This window comes from Thermococcus prieurii (assembly GCF_054657655.1).
Genome location: NZ_BAAHYH010000002.1, coordinates 1,075,217 through 1,090,350 on the forward strand (window position 1 = coordinate 1,075,217; position 15,134 = coordinate 1,090,350).

15 protein-coding genes, 3 tRNA genes and 1 other RNA gene are annotated in these 15,134 nt (G+C 56.3%); 7 read left to right on the forward strand and 12 right to left on the reverse strand.

Annotation, left to right across the window (positions count from 1 at the left end):
• Positions 1-159: 159 nt before the first annotated feature.
• From ACYQ04_RS09225 to ACYQ04_RS09240, 4 genes are all read left to right on the forward strand, one after another.
• Positions 160-807, forward strand: coding sequence for a metallophosphoesterase (locus tag ACYQ04_RS09225; protein ID WP_460129012.1), 648 nt, complete (start codon positions 160-162; stop codon positions 805-807).
• A gap of 32 nt (positions 808-839) precedes the next feature.
• Positions 840-2,018: an NAD-binding protein gene (locus ACYQ04_RS09230; RefSeq protein WP_460129014.1), complete on the forward strand. Its 1,179-nt coding sequence runs from the start codon at positions 840-842 to the stop codon at positions 2,016-2,018.
• A complete protein-coding gene (locus ACYQ04_RS09235; RefSeq protein ID WP_460129015.1) occupies positions 2,015-3,490 on the forward strand; it encodes a TrkH family potassium uptake protein in 1,476 nt (491 codons plus the stop codon). Before ACYQ04_RS09230 ends, ACYQ04_RS09235 begins: the two co-directional genes overlap by 4 nt.
• Positions 3,491-3,560: 70 nt before the next feature.
• Positions 3,561-3,887, forward strand: coding sequence for a transcriptional regulator (locus ACYQ04_RS09240; protein WP_460130130.1), 327 nt, complete (start codon positions 3,561-3,563; stop codon positions 3,885-3,887).
• Here the strand turns inward: ACYQ04_RS09240 and ACYQ04_RS09245 are convergent.
• The 4 genes from ACYQ04_RS09245 to ACYQ04_RS09260 all read right to left on the reverse strand — a co-directional run bounded on the left by ACYQ04_RS09245 (position 3,874) and on the right by ACYQ04_RS09260 (position 7,863).
• Complete coding sequence (locus ACYQ04_RS09245) at positions 3,874-5,544, reverse strand: DUF4910 domain-containing protein (RefSeq protein ID WP_460130132.1); 1,671 nt, start codon at positions 5,542-5,544, stop codon at positions 3,874-3,876. The genes ACYQ04_RS09240 and ACYQ04_RS09245 overlap by 14 nt on opposite strands.
• Positions 5,545-5,584: 40 nt before the next feature.
• Positions 5,585-6,034 (reverse strand): hypothetical protein, encoded by a 450-nt coding sequence (locus tag ACYQ04_RS09250; RefSeq protein ID WP_460129017.1) that lies wholly within the window; start codon positions 6,032-6,034, stop codon positions 5,585-5,587.
• A complete protein-coding gene (locus ACYQ04_RS09255; RefSeq protein WP_460129019.1) occupies positions 6,031-6,744 on the reverse strand; it encodes an RAD55 family ATPase in 714 nt (237 codons plus the stop codon). The genes ACYQ04_RS09250 and ACYQ04_RS09255 overlap by 4 nt, the downstream gene beginning before the upstream one ends.
• A 63-nt stretch (positions 6,745-6,807) precedes the next feature.
• Positions 6,808-7,863, reverse strand: a complete 1,056-nt coding sequence (locus ACYQ04_RS09260) for a glycosyltransferase (protein WP_460129021.1) — start codon at positions 7,861-7,863, stop codon at positions 6,808-6,810.
• 66 nt (positions 7,864-7,929) lie between these two features.
• On the opposite strand from ACYQ04_RS09260, the gene ACYQ04_RS09265 reads away from it, so the two are divergent.
• Positions 7,930-8,007: transfer RNA gene (locus ACYQ04_RS09265), tRNA-Pro, on the forward strand.
• A gap of 1,100 nt (positions 8,008-9,107) precedes the next feature.
• On the opposite strand, the gene ACYQ04_RS09270 is transcribed toward ACYQ04_RS09265, so the two are convergent.
• The 8 genes from ACYQ04_RS09270 to ffs all read right to left on the reverse strand — a co-directional run bounded on the left by ACYQ04_RS09270 (position 9,108) and on the right by ffs (position 13,065).
• Positions 9,108-9,185, reverse strand: a tRNA-Gly gene (locus ACYQ04_RS09270).
• An 8-nt stretch (positions 9,186-9,193) separates the two neighbouring features.
• A tRNA-Phe gene (locus ACYQ04_RS09275) sits at positions 9,194-9,270 on the reverse strand.
• Between the two features lie 67 nt (positions 9,271-9,337).
• Positions 9,338-10,057 (reverse strand): 7-cyano-7-deazaguanine synthase QueC, encoded by a 720-nt coding sequence (gene queC / locus ACYQ04_RS09280; protein ID WP_460129023.1) that lies wholly within the window; start codon positions 10,055-10,057, stop codon positions 9,338-9,340.
• Entirely contained in the window at positions 10,054-10,464 is a 411-nt protein-coding gene (locus tag ACYQ04_RS09285; RefSeq protein ID WP_460129025.1) for a PIN domain-containing protein, read from the reverse strand. The genes queC and ACYQ04_RS09285 overlap by 4 nt, the downstream gene beginning before the upstream one ends.
• Entirely contained in the window at positions 10,452-10,688 is a 237-nt protein-coding gene (locus tag ACYQ04_RS09290) for an AbrB/MazE/SpoVT family DNA-binding domain-containing protein (protein WP_460129027.1), read from the reverse strand. The genes ACYQ04_RS09285 and ACYQ04_RS09290 overlap by 13 nt, the downstream gene beginning before the upstream one ends.
• 80 nt (positions 10,689-10,768) lie before the next feature.
• The gene (locus ACYQ04_RS09295) at positions 10,769-11,671 is read right to left on the reverse strand and encodes a dihydroorotate dehydrogenase (protein ID WP_460129029.1); all 903 of its coding nucleotides are present in this window, start codon (positions 11,669-11,671) and stop codon (positions 10,769-10,771) included.
• A gap of 34 nt (positions 11,672-11,705) precedes the next feature.
• The gene (locus ACYQ04_RS09300; protein ID WP_460130134.1) at positions 11,706-12,704 is read right to left on the reverse strand and encodes a pyridoxal-phosphate dependent enzyme; all 999 of its coding nucleotides are present in this window, start codon (positions 12,702-12,704) and stop codon (positions 11,706-11,708) included.
• A 47-nt stretch (positions 12,705-12,751) separates the two neighbouring features.
• Positions 12,752-13,065: signal recognition particle sRNA (gene ffs / locus ACYQ04_RS09305), an RNA gene on the reverse strand.
• A 123-nt stretch (positions 13,066-13,188) separates the two neighbouring features.
• On the opposite strand from ffs, the gene ACYQ04_RS09310 reads away from it, so the two are divergent.
• Positions 13,189-14,628: an FAD-dependent oxidoreductase gene (locus ACYQ04_RS09310; RefSeq protein ID WP_460129031.1), complete on the forward strand. Its 1,440-nt coding sequence runs from the start codon at positions 13,189-13,191 to the stop codon at positions 14,626-14,628.
• Positions 14,625-15,134: a 4Fe-4S dicluster domain-containing protein gene (locus tag ACYQ04_RS09315; protein ID WP_460129033.1), complete on the forward strand. Its 510-nt coding sequence runs from the start codon at positions 14,625-14,627 to the stop codon at positions 15,132-15,134. The genes ACYQ04_RS09310 and ACYQ04_RS09315 overlap by 4 nt, the downstream gene beginning before the upstream one ends.

The window sequence follows — 15,134 nt, forward strand, 5'->3', positions numbered from 1 at the left end:
AACCCCGGAGAGAAACTCAGGGGTGATGCTCATGAAGAGACGCCCAAGGAAGTGGAAGAAGAAGGGAAGGATGAGGTGGAAGTGGATTAAGAAGAGGATTAGGCGCCTCAAGAAACAGCGCAGGAAGGAGCGCGGGCTCATCTGAAGCCCGGTGGTTCTATGTCTCCTTTTTCCGACTTTGAGAGTTTATCCCTTTTGCTCGACACCTCCCTCGGAAGAACCCTTCTGATAGCTGACCCGCATATAGGCTTCGAGCTTTCCCGGGGATTGAGGATTAGAACGGGCTTCGAGGATAGTTTAGCGGAGTTCGTCGTTGAGAGCGGTGCCGACGCCTTGATAATCCTCGGCGACGTGAAGGAACCGCTCGGCCTGAGCTTCCGCCTGAAGGAAATGCTCTTGCGCTTCTTCTCCTCGCTGAAAGATGTCAGGGTTCTCATCGCCAAGGGCAACCACGACGGAAGAATCGAGGAGGTAGCCGGGAAGTTCACCAACATCGAGGTTCGGGAGCACTTCCTGCTCGATGGAAAGCTCTTCCTCCACGGCCACACGAGACTGCCAAAGATAGAGTTCGAGGAGGCCTTCCTCGGCCACGCGCACCCGGCATACACACTGAAATCCGGCGGTGTCGCGAGGAAGGTGAAGGTCTTCGCGAGGGTTAATGAATTCCTCGTTCTCCCGACGGCCAATCCTTACATCGAGGGCTTCGACGTGAGGGAGGGGCTTAAGCTCGTTCCGTTCCTCAGGAAAGCGGAGGAGGTCGAGCTTTTCCTTCCGGAGGGCCTCTACCTCGGGAGGGTGAGGCTTTAAAGGAGAACACCCTAATATCTACGGCGGTTTTCATGAGAGTAATTGTTGTCGGAGCCGGGAGAACCGGCAAAAGGGTCGCTGAGCACCTGTCGAAGAACCACGACGTCGTTGTCGTTGACCGCGACGAGGAAGCGATAGCCGAGGTTTCTCATCTGGACGTTCTGACGGTCGTTGGCGACGCGACGCTTCCTGAGACGCTCGAGGAGGCAGATGTCGGGAAGGCGGACTACCTGATTGCCACGACCGAGGACGACACGACCAACATAGTCGTCTGCGCCCTTGGAAAGACGCTCGGAAGTCCTTTCACGGTCGCGAGGGTGAGAAGGCTTGATTACATAAGGCTCTGGGGGCGCGGAAGGGAAGCGCTCGGAGTCAACCTGATGGTGAGCGCGGTTCCGCTGGTTGCCAAGAGCATCGCGAACGTCATCGAGTTCCCCCAGCTGAGACAGTTGAGAAACCTCTACGATGGAATTTACGTCGGCGACGCCATCGAGGTTCCCGAGGGGCTCTGGCACACCGAAGTCGGGAGCAGGAAAATCGTCGTTGCCACCATGGAGGAGCTGAGGCGGGCTTACAGGCCGAGGAAGCCGAGGAACGTCCTAATCCTTGGCGGAAGCGAGGTCGCCGTTATGCTCGCCGAGATGCTAATCCGGAAGGGCTGTGACGTCAAGATAGTTGAGAGGGACAGGGAGAGGGCCGAGGAGGTTTCTTCCCTTCTGAAAGATGCAACGGTAATCATTGGAAACCCCTTCAGCAGGTCACTATGGCGCGACGAAGAGCTCGACGAGGCCGAGGTTTCGGTTTCAGCCTTCGACGAGGATGAGAGAACGCTGATGGGAGCTATGGTGTCGAGGGAGTGGGGAATAGAGAGGACCTTCGCGGTGGTTCGGGACGGGAACCTGATAGGAATGTTCGAGAGGGCTGGAATAACGGCGGTCAGCCCGGAGGTCGTTACGGCCGACAGGATAGTCTTCGCAACGAGGGGCGAAAAGGCGCTCGGCCTCGTGGCCTCGATACCCGGCGTGAGGGTTCTCGCGGTTGAGGTTGACGAGAAACTCGCCAGCAGAACGCCGGACGAGCTTTCGGGAACGCTGGGGCCGGTTCTCAGGAACGGGGAGGTAATCCTGCCGACGGCAAGCTTCCACCTCCAGAAGGGGGATGTTATAACGCTTATCGTCGAGGAGGAAATAGCGGGGGAGTTAGAGCTATGAGGATTAGAGCAACGTTCGCCCTGCTCGGCGAGATAATAGCGCTCCTCGGACTGACGTTGCTCGCCCCAACGGTCGTGGCGCTCCACGACGGAACCCCGGTGAAACCGTTCCTGATACCTCTTGCGATAAGCCTCGTTCTCGGCATCGCAATGAGGTCCCTCGACAGGAACCCGGAGATAGGCGTAAAGGAGGCTTTTCTCCTCGTCTCGCTCGCTTGGCTTGCCGTCGCCGGAATCGGGGCGCTCCCCTACATCATATCAGGCAAAAGCTCGCTCGCAAACCCAGTAAACGCGCTCTTCGAGAGCATGAGCGGTTTCACAACGACCGGGGCAACGGTTCTGGACAACTTCAACGAGCCTTCAAGGGCAATACTCTTCTGGCGCCAGCTGACCCAGTGGCTCGGCGGAATGGGGATAGTTGTTCTCGCCATAGCGATACTGCCGAGGCTCAGTGTCGGTGGTGCCGAGCTCATGAGCCTTGAAGCGCCAGGGCCTCAGCTCCAGAAGCTGACACCTCACATAAGGCAGACCGCGAGGATTTTCTGGGGAATCTACGTGGGTCTAACTGCCCTCGAAACGGGAATTCTGGTTCTCCTCCACTACCTTGGGCTGGCGCCGAAGATGACCCCGTACATGGCGCTGGTTCATGCCTTCACGACGATGAGCACAGGGGGCTTCTCCCCGCTGGCACTCTCGATTGAGGCCTTTTCTCCAGCGGTGCAGTGGGTGATAATCGTCTTCATGATACTCGCTGGAGCGAACTTCGCCCTTTTCTGGTACCTCCTGCACAGAGACTTCAGGATAACCAGGAACGAGGAGTTCCGGTGGTACATCGCAGTGCTCCTCGCGCTGAGCCTTTTGCTAACCCCAATGCTCATAAACCAGTACGGTTTCTCCCCGTTAACGGCCTTCAGGCAGGCCCTCTTCCAGGTGGCCTCGATAGTCACAACGACCGGCTACGCGACGATGAACTTCGCCCTCTGGTCGCTTCCAGCTCAGTTCGTCCTGTTCTTCGCCATGTTCATCGGCGGTTCGAGCGGTTCAACTGCCGGTTCGATAAAGGTCGTCCGCTGGGTGGTCGGAATAAAGGCCGTCTGGAGGGAGCTGTTCCAGTCCTTCCATGGAAAGAGCGTCAAGCCGGTAAAGCTCGGCGGAAAGCCCGTCGATGAGCGCTCCGTTCAGAGCGTTCTGGCCTTCATAGTGCTGTATTTCATCGTCTTCCTCGTTTCGTCAGTGGTGGTTGTTCTCAACGGAACGACGACAGGAAAGCCGATTCCCCTCGCCGATGCCATGAGCGCTGTCGCGGCGACGCTTGGCAACATAGGGCCCGGCATAGGGGCCGTCGGACCGATGGCCAACTACCTGATTTTCCCCACCGGGACGAAAATCCTGATGTTCTTCCTCATGTGGCTTGGCCGACTGGAGATTGTAACGGCCCTAGTCCTCTTCACCCGCGCCTATTGGAGGTGGTGAAAAAACGCAAACATTTATTAACACGTATGAACACAAAACTTCATAGGTGAGAAGCATAGTGGTGAGAGAGATGGGCGACGTCTACGAGAGGCTCGAAGCTCTGCTCCGCTCGCTGGGTCTGAAGAGGACGGAGCTGAGGATATACCGTTTGCTCCTGGAGAAGAAGAGGCCGATGAGAGTTACCGAGATAGTTAAGGAGCTTGGCATAAGCGAGCGCTCCGTTCGGGAGCACGTCCTCAGTCTTTACCGAAGGGGAATGCTCAGGAGGGAGCTAATCCAGCAGGGGTGGCTCGGCTACACCTACACCGCCGTTTCCCCGAGCGAGCTCCTTGAGAACCTCAAGAAGTACATACTCGAACGGATAAACGAAATAGAGAGGGAGCTCAGGAAAGAGTAACGATTTTCGCTCCCTCGAGAACGCCGACGAGCCTTTCAAGCTTTTCTTTATCCGCTTTGCCGTACTCCTCCTCAAGGGCTTTGAAGGCCCTCTCCTTTGGCAACAGCTCCGCGAGCATGAGCAGTTCGTGGAGCTGGGCGTAGGCACTCCTGTCCTCTGTGAGCCTCTTGAACTCCTCAGCGTCTCCTCCATTCCGTCTAATCAGCCTCTCGTTGAGGATTCCCCTGAGTTTCCACTCGAGCCAGGGTTCGCTCTCAAACTCATAACCGAGCTCGAAGCCGAGGAACTTTGAATCCCTCGCGAGGCCCTTCATGACGAGCTTCTCGCTCTCCTCGGTCTCTGTTCTCATCGAGACCTCTCCGAGGACCTTCATGGCGTAGCCCCTCGCGAAGCGCCTCAGCTTCTCCCTGTCCTCCTTTGCCAGAGTAAGAGCCATCGCCAGGACCGCGTTGCCAACTATCGCGATTGTCTCAAGGCTGACCTTCTCAACGGTGTCCCCGCTCGAGTGATAAACCCTGTCGGGCCAAGTTATCGGCATCGTTCCGGGGACGCCGAAGAAGTTGAAGATGTCGTGGTCACTCCCCATCTCGTAGGGGTAAGCTTTGAAGGCCATCGTCGGGAGCTCGCTTCCAGAGAAGCTCTTCCCCTTCCCGTTGGTCAGCCCGATGAAGTGTTCGAGCAGGCCGGAAACGACGGAGAAGCGTGAGAATGGCGTTCTAACGAGCATCAACGTTGAGCCACTCCTGTCAGGACTTCCCGCGACCATGTCAAGGTTTACGTTGGCATAGAATTCCTCAGGTTTCACCCTTTCAAAGAAGGCCTGCGTCCCGTGGTACTCAGGAATCCAGAGGAAGGCGAAGCCGAAGCGGAAGGAGTTATCATAGGCCTCACTGAGCTTCCTTGCGAGTTCTATGAGCATCGCGCTCCCGCTCGCGTTGTCGTTGGCCCCGGGCTTGGGGTGGCAGATGTGGGCCGAGAAGACGATGTAAGGGGCTTCTCCGATTGTAGCGTAGAGCATCGGGAGGTCTTCCCTCACAGGGGTTTCTACCTGAATGGAAACGCTTACCTCAAGGCCACCTTTAAGGGATTTTGAAATCATATCTTTTGCCACGCTCTCCGGAACTGCCAGTGCGGGAATCTTCGCCCACTCAAGGTCGTCCTCCGTCAGAAACAGGCCGATGTAGGGATAGAACTCGCCGGTTCCCTCGCGGTAGGCTATGAAGGCCTTAGCACCGGCCTCGTTGGCCCTTTTATAGGCGTCCCTCCAGTTCCTCCCAACAAGGACGATTTTTCCCTCGGCCTTCTCCCAGTCCTCGTCGCGGAAAACCGGCAAGAGTTCGGCCCTGGCCTCTCCCTCGGGTGAGTGGGCCATTATAAGGAGCGGGCTTTCCTCCGTCGTCAGCTTCCTCTCGCCGTAGGACAGCTCCCCGTGAACTGGATTCCAAGCTATCGGCGAGGCCAGCGTTCCGTGCCAGGTTTTTCCGTCGTAGGTGGAACGTAAAAGCCTGTTCTCAATGCCGAGCCCGTCGAGCTTCTCCTTAATCATCTCGACGCTCTCAACGAGCTCCCTCGAGCCCTGAATCCTGTGGAACTCCGCTATCTCAGAAATCTCCTTCAGAACGCGCTCCGGACTGAGCCGGACGTCGGGCAACTTCATGAAGACCACCGTATTAACGTGGAGAAGAAACTATAAAAGGCTAATCCCCGAGCCGGAGCATCTTCGGTGGCTCGAGATGTTTGAGTGTGTTAAGTAGTTCGGGTGGTAAAGCCAGCTTCGTCGTGTTGAGGAACTCAACGTACTCGCGCTCCATTTCAGGCGTCGTTGGTGACCTCGAACCTGATTTATGGAGTCCTTCTCCGGTTTCAGAGGGTCCAGCAACCTGAGGTCTCGGTTTTGTGGGAGTCTCCTTATCCACCTTGACGGCGAGTCCTTCGTAGAGCTTCTCCTCTCTGTCCCTCTTCCCAAGCTCCTTCCCCTTTCTGTAGGCATCTTTGACGAGCTCATAAATGCCGAGTTCCTCGGCCTTCCGGTAGATTTCCTCTCTCTTCTGTCTCACCCACTCCGCCCACTCGCTGTGGCCCCTGAAGCCAACGAAGTAACCGAACTGATAGGCTTCCTTCAGGAGGTTCTTTTTCTCCTCGGTCATAGCGGGGCCTCCGGATAGACCCTTACTCCGTCTGTCGTGAAGCGAAGCCTCTTCAGGTTGCTGTCGTGTGGAACGCCACGCATCTTGAGTATCTGAAGGGCCCTGACCATCTGGTAGTTGCGCATGAAGTGGTGGAGCACTATCACCCCATCGGCAAGGTAGTACTCGTCGGTGTACTTTTCAGAGCTGAGCATCTCGGCGAGGAGAAGGGTCGTGACCTCAAGGGAGCGGAGGAGCCTGACGAACCTTCCGAGGGCCTTTTTCTTTCCCGCTGGGTCACTGACGAATGACTCGAAGAGGCTGAAGGAGTCGATGACAACGCGCTTGGCCTTCTCGCGCTTGATAATCTCAATGAGGAGCTTGAAAAGCTCGTCCCAGGTGAGCTCACGGTTCGTGCTGAGGAGAATCTCGCCGAGGTCGTAGAAGGCTATCCGCTTGGACTGAAAGTGCTCGAGGATTCCGAAGTTGTAGCGGAGCATGTCGCGCAGGATAACGTCCTGGGTCTCGAAGAGCGATATGAAAAGGCCTTTCTCGTCGTTGTTGGCGCCCTCGACGAGGAACTGTATTCCAAGGGTAGTCTTACCGCTACCTGGAGGTCCAGTAATCAGGTAGACCCTGCCCGGCAGGAAGCCGCCGCCGATTAAGTTGTCGAGCCCAGGAACACCACTTGGCATTCTGTCCAATCCCTTGAGTAGCTCACCTACGTACATTTTCCGCGCACCCCATGAGGATTAGAAAAAAGCCAGTATAAAAGGTTACCCATTGGGGAAATTTCAACCCCATGTGACGTGTCTGTTGACGGCGAAGCGAACGACGAAAGAGGCACCGATGCCTATCAGGTTGGCTATGAGGTAGTGCAGGCCGAACCACACGAGGGGCACGTATATTGCCCACTGGACAACGGCGCCGGTCAAGGCCGCGACGTGGAAGCTGACAAGTCTCTTCCACAGGGGCTTTCTCTTGAGGTCCCTGAAGGTCCACAGGTCGTTCCACAGGAAGTTGTTGAGTATCGCGAGCTCCGTTGCGGGGATGTTGGCGACGTACTTGCTGAGGCCGAGGTGAACGAAGAGCCAGAGGAAGCCCTCGTTGACGAGGACTCCTGAGAGGCCCACAAGCGAGAACTTTATCAGCCTGTCGAGTTCGCCCTCCCAGCGCATGAGCCGGTAAAGGTGCCTCAGGTAGTTGAGCATCGTCTTCCCGCTCAGCTTGCTCTCGCCGGCCTTCCTCAGGCCGAAGACAAAGGGAACCTCGACGACCTTCCGGTAGTTGCCCTTGATTAGAATCTCCATGAGGATTTTGAAGCCAACCGGGTTCAGCTCAACGCCCTCGACGACCTCTCTCCTGAGGACGAAGAAACCGCTCATGGGGTCTTTAACATCCCGGATTTTGGGGAGGGCGAGGCGGCCGAGCATTATCGCTCCCTTCGAGATGAGCTTTCTGTACCAGTACCAGTTCTTAACACCGCCCCCCGGAACGTATCTGCTGGCTATCGCGATGTCAGCACCTTCCTCTATCGCCTTCAGAAGCTCGGGAATGACTTCGGGAGGGTGCTGTAAATCCGCATCCATCACGACGAAAACGTCGCCTGTTGCTTCCTTAAACCCCCTGATTACAGCCGACGATAGGCCCTTCTCGTCGGTTCTCCTGATTACCTTAACGGGATAATCCTTCGAGAGCTCCTCGGCGAGCTTCCACGTTTCGTCGGGAGAGTCGTCGTCAACTACGATTATCTCATAATCGTAGTCTTTTAGCGCCTTTGAAATCCTCTCGAAGAGCTCGGGAAGGTTATCGCGCTCGTTGTACGTTGGGACGATGATGCTGATTTTCACTCCCCACACCCCGGGGTAGTAGTCCGTAAACTTTATAAGCACTGCGAAGTCCTTAAGAGCGGGCATGGGGCCGTGGGGTAGCTTGGTCTATCCTTCCGGCTTCGGGAGCCGGAGACCCGAGTTCAAATCTCGGCGGCCCCACCATTGCAGCCCTTTCTGACGGAAGCGCTGGCGGAAGAGTAAGTGCCTTTTTTGAAGTATTCATTTCTGATTGGGTTTCTCATTCACGTGCTCTTTGGGAAGGGGTCCTTCTTTAAACGGCGTCCTTCGGACGCCAATAACAAAGTTGGAACTGCTTGAAAAGCCTTGTTTAGTGGTAAACGCCCTCTAAACTTGCACTCGGCCAGTGCACGACTATTTTTCTGCTCCTTGGATAGAAGGGCGCTCTTTTCGCCAGCCTTTCCCAAAGGCTGTGGGCAAAGTTTCATCAAAGTTTGTAGCTCCTTTTGGAAGGTTAAGTTTTTGGGTGATTTTCTCTTCAGTTGGCTGTTTTAAGTGTGAGAACCTTTTTATGTTGCTTTGTGGAGTAATGGGTTTGCCTTTAAATCGACGCCCTTCAGGCGTCAAGGAAAAAATAAACTCCTTAATGGGAGCTTATTAAGCGTGTTCTTTTTGAAAAGCGCGATTTTGTGAGCAAAATCGATTTCATGAGCCTTTGGGCGAGGAGCTACTAACTTTTGGTGAAGCTTTTGGAAAAGCTTCAGCATTGGCAGAAAAACTTTTAGCAAAAGTTTCATCAAAAATGGGCATGCTTTTTTAAAAAAGGTTCATTTTTGAGTGATTTGTTTCTAAACCCTCCTGTTTTAAGTGTGTTCTCTTATTAACGTCCTCCGGGCGCCTTCTTAGAGTGGAACACCAAAAGTTGAGCAAATCTAACAGAGACCCCCTCTCAAAACCTGCACTTTCTAGAAGAGTACTTAACTTTCCGCCAGCGCTTGCGCAGGAAGCTTTTGGAAAAAGCTTCACCAAAAGCTCGTGATTCTTCTTCAAAGCTCCGACATAATAGGATTTCAAAACCAAGCCAGCCGTTGGAAGTTTGAATTCATTGGATTAGGGCCTTCCACGCGGGTTCCATTTACCCGCGCTCCAAAGGAGCGCAAAAAGGCTTGAACCCCTTGTTAAAAGACGTCCTTAGAAAAATTCACCCTTCCACAGGAGCAATCAATGAGAAATCCACTCAAAGAACAGCAACTCAAAAGAGAATCACAAACTTTGATGAAACTTTTGCTTGGCAAAAGTTTCTGTGGTGCGGTGGCCGGGATTTGAACCCGGGTCACCGGCTTGGAAGGCCGGTGTCCTAGACCAGGCTAGACTACCACCGCACAGAAAGTGGTGGGGCGAGGGGGATTTGAACCCCCGACACCCGGATCTTCAGTCCGGCGCTCTCCCAGGCTGAGCTACCGCCCCACGCCCAAAGATAAGGGCAAGGAAGAGATTTATAAATCTTGCGGTGGCGAATGAACAGGTATGCACATCAAATCTTCGGCTCGACGGCGTAAACGGTCTTATCCTCCCCAATGCCCTCAATGAGACCGCGGTGCCTCCGGACACAGCTCTCACATTCACCGCAGTGTATCGGCTTCCCGTCCTCTGTGAAACCCTTCGGCATGTAGCAGGAGTTGGAGTACTCGTACTTAGCGTCCAGCTCCTTAAGGAGCTTCGCGATACCTTTTTTGTCAAGGTTTATGAGCGGGGCGACGACTTTCACCTCGGCCATCGTTCCATACTTTAGCATCTCGTTCATCTTCTCAACGAACTCGGGCGTGTTGTCCGGGAAGGTCGCTCCCTCCTCCGCGTTGAAGCCGACGATTATGTCCCCTCCACCCAGGGCATCGAGCAGTGAAGCCGCAACGCTTATGAGGACGACGTTCCTTGCTGGAACCCAGACGCTTTTGGCCGTCTCCTTCGCCCTCTCGAAGTCTTCAAGCTCCTCCGCAGTTACCTTCGGCGTCTCCCCACCGACGAGCGTCGTTCCCCTAAGCTTGGAGAACTCCTCGAGGAAGTCGAGGCGAACTATCTTCAGCGGAACTCCAAGCTCCTTCGAGAAGAACTCCGCAACCTTGTTCGTGACGCGCTCCTCGTTGCTCCCGTAGTTGATGACGAGCATTATGACCTCGCCGTAGTTCTTCTTCGCCCAGTAGAGGCAGGCCGTTGAGTCGAGTCCACCGGAAAACAGCACCACTGCGCGTTTCATTCCAACACCTCCGGGATGGCTTTAATTCCAACTTTCCCTGCACGGTTTCTAAGCTTTTTGTCGTAGCTCGCGAGGGTCCCGACTTCCTTGGCTATCGCAAGGATTACGGAGTCGTTGTAGTGCTTGAGACCGAGGTTTCCGAAGAGCTCGAAGGCAGAGAGTAGGTACCTCCTGTCGTCCGCGAGGGTAACCCTTTCATTAAGGAGAATTTTGGAGAGCGTTCTTTCGGCTTCCTGTGGGGAAGCTCCCGCGACGGCAAGGTTCCACACAAATTCGTACACCACGATTGTCGGCAAGACGATTCTGTCCAGGGAATTTATAATGCCCCTCGCCTCTTCGTATCTCTCGGAGCTCCTGTTAACCGAGTAGAGGAGCACGTTCGTGTCAACTACCGCTACTCCTCCCATCTGGACGCCTCCTTAAGTATCTTTTCGGCGTTCTTCTCGATTTCCTCCGGCGTGAAATCCTTGCCGAGGTCAATGCTCGGCCACTCCACCTCGGCTTTTCTTATGACTATCTCATCCCCCCTAAGCTCGACGGTGAGGTATTCGCCCTGCTTTATGCCCAAAGCTTTTCTAATCTCGGCCGGAATCGTTATCTGGTAGTTCCGGGTTACCTTCGTGACCGGCATAGTAGTTCACCATAGTATAGTAGGCTTTTCTCCTATAAGGCCCTTTTGGCAGAAAAAGGCGTGGAAAACAGAATAAAACCTCACTCAAGGGCGAGGCCAACTATCTCCTCCACGCTCGAAAAGCCCTCACTCTCGAGGTAGGCTTCGATGCCCTCGTTGATTTCCCTGAAGACCTTCCAGCCCCGAAGCGAGACTGCAGTCCCAATCTGAAGCGCCGATGCACCAGCGAGGAGGAACTCAACGGCGTCCTGCCATGTGGTTATTCCGCCGATGCCTATCACCGGAACCTCAAGAACCCTCGCGAGGTCGTAAACAGCTCTGAGCGCGACGGGCTTAACGCCGGGCCCGGAGTAGCCTCCAACGCGGTTGCTGAGGATTGGTTTCCTCGCGTAGATGTCAATGGCAACGGCCTTGAGGGTGTTTATCGCCGAGACGGCATCTGCACCGGCTTTCTCAGCCGCCAGGCCGAGCTTCGTGATGTCGTCTGTGTTCGGCGTCAGCTTCGCGATAACGGGTTTATCCGTCGCATCCTTGACGGCTTTCACCACCTCGTAGACGTTCTCCGGGTTCTGACCGATTTCCATGCCGTAGCCCTTCGCGTGGGGACAGCTGAGGTTCAGCTCGAAGGCATCGGCAACGTCACTCAGCTTTTGGGCTAAGAAGGCGAACTCCTCAGGCGTTCCGCCGAAAATCGAGACTATCAGCGGGAAGTCGAAGGTGTAGCCCTCAACCATCTCAAGGAAGCCCCTCCAGCCCGGGTTCGGCAGGCCCATCGCGTTTATCAAGCCGTAGGGAAGCTCGACGATGGTGGGGTTGTCGTAACCTCTCCTCGGCTCGATTCCGATTGATTTCGTAACGACTCCTCCAGCGCCTTCCTCGTGCGCTCGAATCCACTGCTCCGGAACCTTGTCGTTGATTCCCGATGCGAGAATGAGCGGGTTCTCGAACCTCATCCCGAAAAGCTCGACCTCAAGGCTCGCCATCTTGACACCTCAAAGGCAAAAAGGGGGAGGAACTTTAAGCCTTTTGGATTAGCTCGAGCATCTCCTCGCCGTAGTGGAAGACGCCCGGGAAGCCACCGGTGTGGATGAAGAGCACCGTTTCGCCGAGTTCTCCCCTCTCGGCCAGCTCCATGAGGCCGTAGAAGGCCTTTCCGGTGTAGACAGGGTCGAGGATTATCCCCTCGCTCGTGCCGACGAACCTTATGAGCTCGGCGACCTCCTTCACTATCTTTCCGTATGCTCCAAAGCCGTAGTCGTGGATTTCCGGCTCCGGAACTTCAACGGTAACGCCCATCAGCTCCGACGCCTGAAGGGCGAGGCTTTTAACGCGCTCTCCAAGGCCTTCAACGAAGCCGCCGACGTCCATGCCGACGACCTTCCAGGGGGCCTTCACGAGGGCCGAGCCAAGGAGCAGGCCTGCCAGAGTTCCCCCACTGCCGACGGCGTCAACGACCGAATCGAACTCAACGCCGAGCATTTTCATCTGGGCGTGGATTTCTCCAACGGCCCTCACGTAACCGAGCGTTCCAACCGGGGAGGCCCCACCTGCGGGAATGAGGTAGGGCTTTCTGCCCTCTTTCTTCAGCTCTTCGGCCACTTCCTGGGCAAGCAGCCAGAGCTCGCTCGTCTTCTCTACGGAGTAGACCCTCGTCTCGATTCCCATAATCTTGTCGAGGAGGTAGTTGCCCTTGAGCTCTTCCTTTCCCCTTAGAACGAGAACGGCATCTAATCCGAGGCTCTTGGCAGCGAGAGCGGTGACGAACGCGTGGTTGGAGTGAACGGCACCGGTTGTTATGACCGTGTCGCAACCCCTGGCTATCGCATCACCGAGGAGGAACTCAAGCTTCCTGACCTTGTTTCCGCCGATTCCGAAGCCGGTCAAGTCGTCGCGCTTGACGTAGACGTCAACCCCGAGCCTTTCGCTGACCTTCGGGAGGTACCGAATAGGAGTCTCCCACTTTATCAGCTCGACCCGGGGAAACCTCGCGAGAAGGGAACCTATCTTCGGGTGCATCGAAACCACCGTTAAGATTTGGATAGAACCGTTCAAAAGTTTAGCGGCGGCGGGCACGCCCGGGGGTGGGAACCCTCCGCCGCGCCCCTCCACCGGGGCTCCCTCACCCCCGCTACCCCGGGAGCGCCGAACGTCCCGCCTACCGCTGCTCCCTTCCGGGCCTGGCGGGGTTCGGCGGGCAAAGGGCGTTAGCCCGGCCCTCCAGCCGGACCTCGCCCACCGCCGGCCCCCCGGGACGAGGGCTCATCGTTGCACCCCGGCTTCGGGGCGCGGTTTTGGGAACCGCCCCCCGGGCTTCGGCCCCGGCATATCGGCGGTTTCCGGTTACAGGGGACGCCGAACCCCCCGGCCTAGCCCGCCGCCAACGTTAGTTTCAAAGCCGGATATATAAAGGTTTGGTAGGTGGGAAAACCAAAGGTGAAGAACCTTCGGGTTGAAAAATTTTCATAAACAAAACGAAGCATCCATTCATAGGTGACCGTTAATGCGCCTCAGTGAACATCCTGTTCTCAGGTTTGAACGCGGCAGAGAGGTTACAATATACTTTGAAGGGAAACCCCTCAAGGCCTACGAGGGCGAGACGATAGCGACTGCCCTGCACGCCGCGGGAATCAGGGTCCTCAACTACTCCCCGAACGAGAAGCGCCCGAGGGGCCTCTTCTGCGCCATAGGCAAGTGCTCCTCCTGCCTGATGGTCGTCAACGGGATTCCAAACGTCAGGACGTGCATAACCCTCGTCGAGGACGGCATGAGGATAAAGCGCCAGCACGGAAGGTCCAGGCTCCCGACGAAGGCCAAACCGCCGGAATTCAAAGATGCAAGGGTCGTTAGAGCGGATATCATTGTAGTAGGCGGCGGCCCCGCTGGACTGATGGCGGCAATCCATGCATCGAGGGCTGGAGCGAAGGTTGTTCTCATAGACGAGAACCACACCCTCGGCGGCCAGCTCGTCAAGCAGACCCACAAGTTCTTCGGCAAGCGCGAGCAGTTCGCGGGAGTCAGGGGAGTAGAAATCGCGAGAATCCTCGAGGAGGAGCTGAGGAAGAGCGAGAACGTCAAAGCCTTCCTTGAAACCTCAGCGGTTGGCATCTTCCAGGAGGGCGAAGAGAAGCTCGTCTTAGCCGTCAGAAAGGAGCGCGAACTGATAGAGTTCAGGGGAAGGGCAGTTATCGTCGCCACCGGCGCGATGGAGAGGATGATTCCCTTCGAGAACAACGATTTACCCGGGGTTTACGGGGCAGGAGCAATCCAGACGCTCATGAACACCTACGGCATCAAGCCCGGAGACAGGGTTCTCATCGTTGGAGCGGGAAACGTGGGGCTTATCCTCGCCTACCAGCTCATCCAGGCCGGCGTCGAGGTGAAGGCGATAGTCGAGGCCATGCCCAAAGTTGGAGGCTACTTCGTCCACGCGGCGAAGGTCAGGCGCCTTGGAGTTCCGATACTCACAAGGCACACCATCCTGCGCGCGGAGGGAAAAGGAAAGGTCGAGAGGGCGGTTGTGGCCCAGCTCGACGAGAACTGGAGGCCGATTCCGGGAACCGAGAGGACCTTCGAGGTCGACGTCATAGCGCTCGCCGTTGGTCTGAGGCCCAGCATCGAACTGCTCCACCAGGCCGGCTGTCAGATAAAGTACGTCCGCGAGCTGGGAGGCCACGTGGCGGTTCGCGACGGGTGGATGGAGACGACCGTTCGGGGAATCTTCGTTGCGGGGGATTCGGCCGGAATTGAGGAGGCAACCACCGCGATGCTCGAGGGCAAGATAGCTGGAATAGCCGCCGCCTTGAGACTCGGAATAGCGGACGGGAGCTGGGTTGAGGAGATAGAGAAGGCCCAGCGCGACCTCGACGAGTTCCGCTCCGGGCCCTTCGGCAGGCACGTGGCGGAGGGGATTAGGAAAATACTCGCGGAGGCGAGAGCATGAGCGAGATACCACCCTACCTTCAGAGGGGATACATAACCCCGGAGGAGCTGTTCTCGATAATCCCGAAGCCGAGCGAGGAGAGGCTCAGGAAGAGGCCCGTCGCAGTTCCTGAGTGCCCTCAGGAGATACCCTGCGCCCCGTGCAGGGAGATATGTCCGACGGGCGCGATAAACATGCCCACCCCTAACGACCTGCCGATTGTCGACTACGACAAGTGCATCGGTTGCTCCCTCTGCGTCCAAATCTGTCCCGGTCTGGCGTTCTTCATGGTGCACTACGTCGGGGACAAAGCGCGCATAACGATGCCCCACGAGCTCCTTCCCATTCCAGAGAGGGGCAAAGAGGTCGTTCTCCTCAACAGGGTCGGCGAGCCGGTCGGAAAGGGGAAGGTAATCACCATCGTCCCGAGGGAGAAGAGCAAGGGCGACACGCCGATAATCGTTGTCGAGGTGCCGATTGAGCTGGCCTGGGATGTTCGGGCGGTTAGGGTTGAACGGAGGGGATGA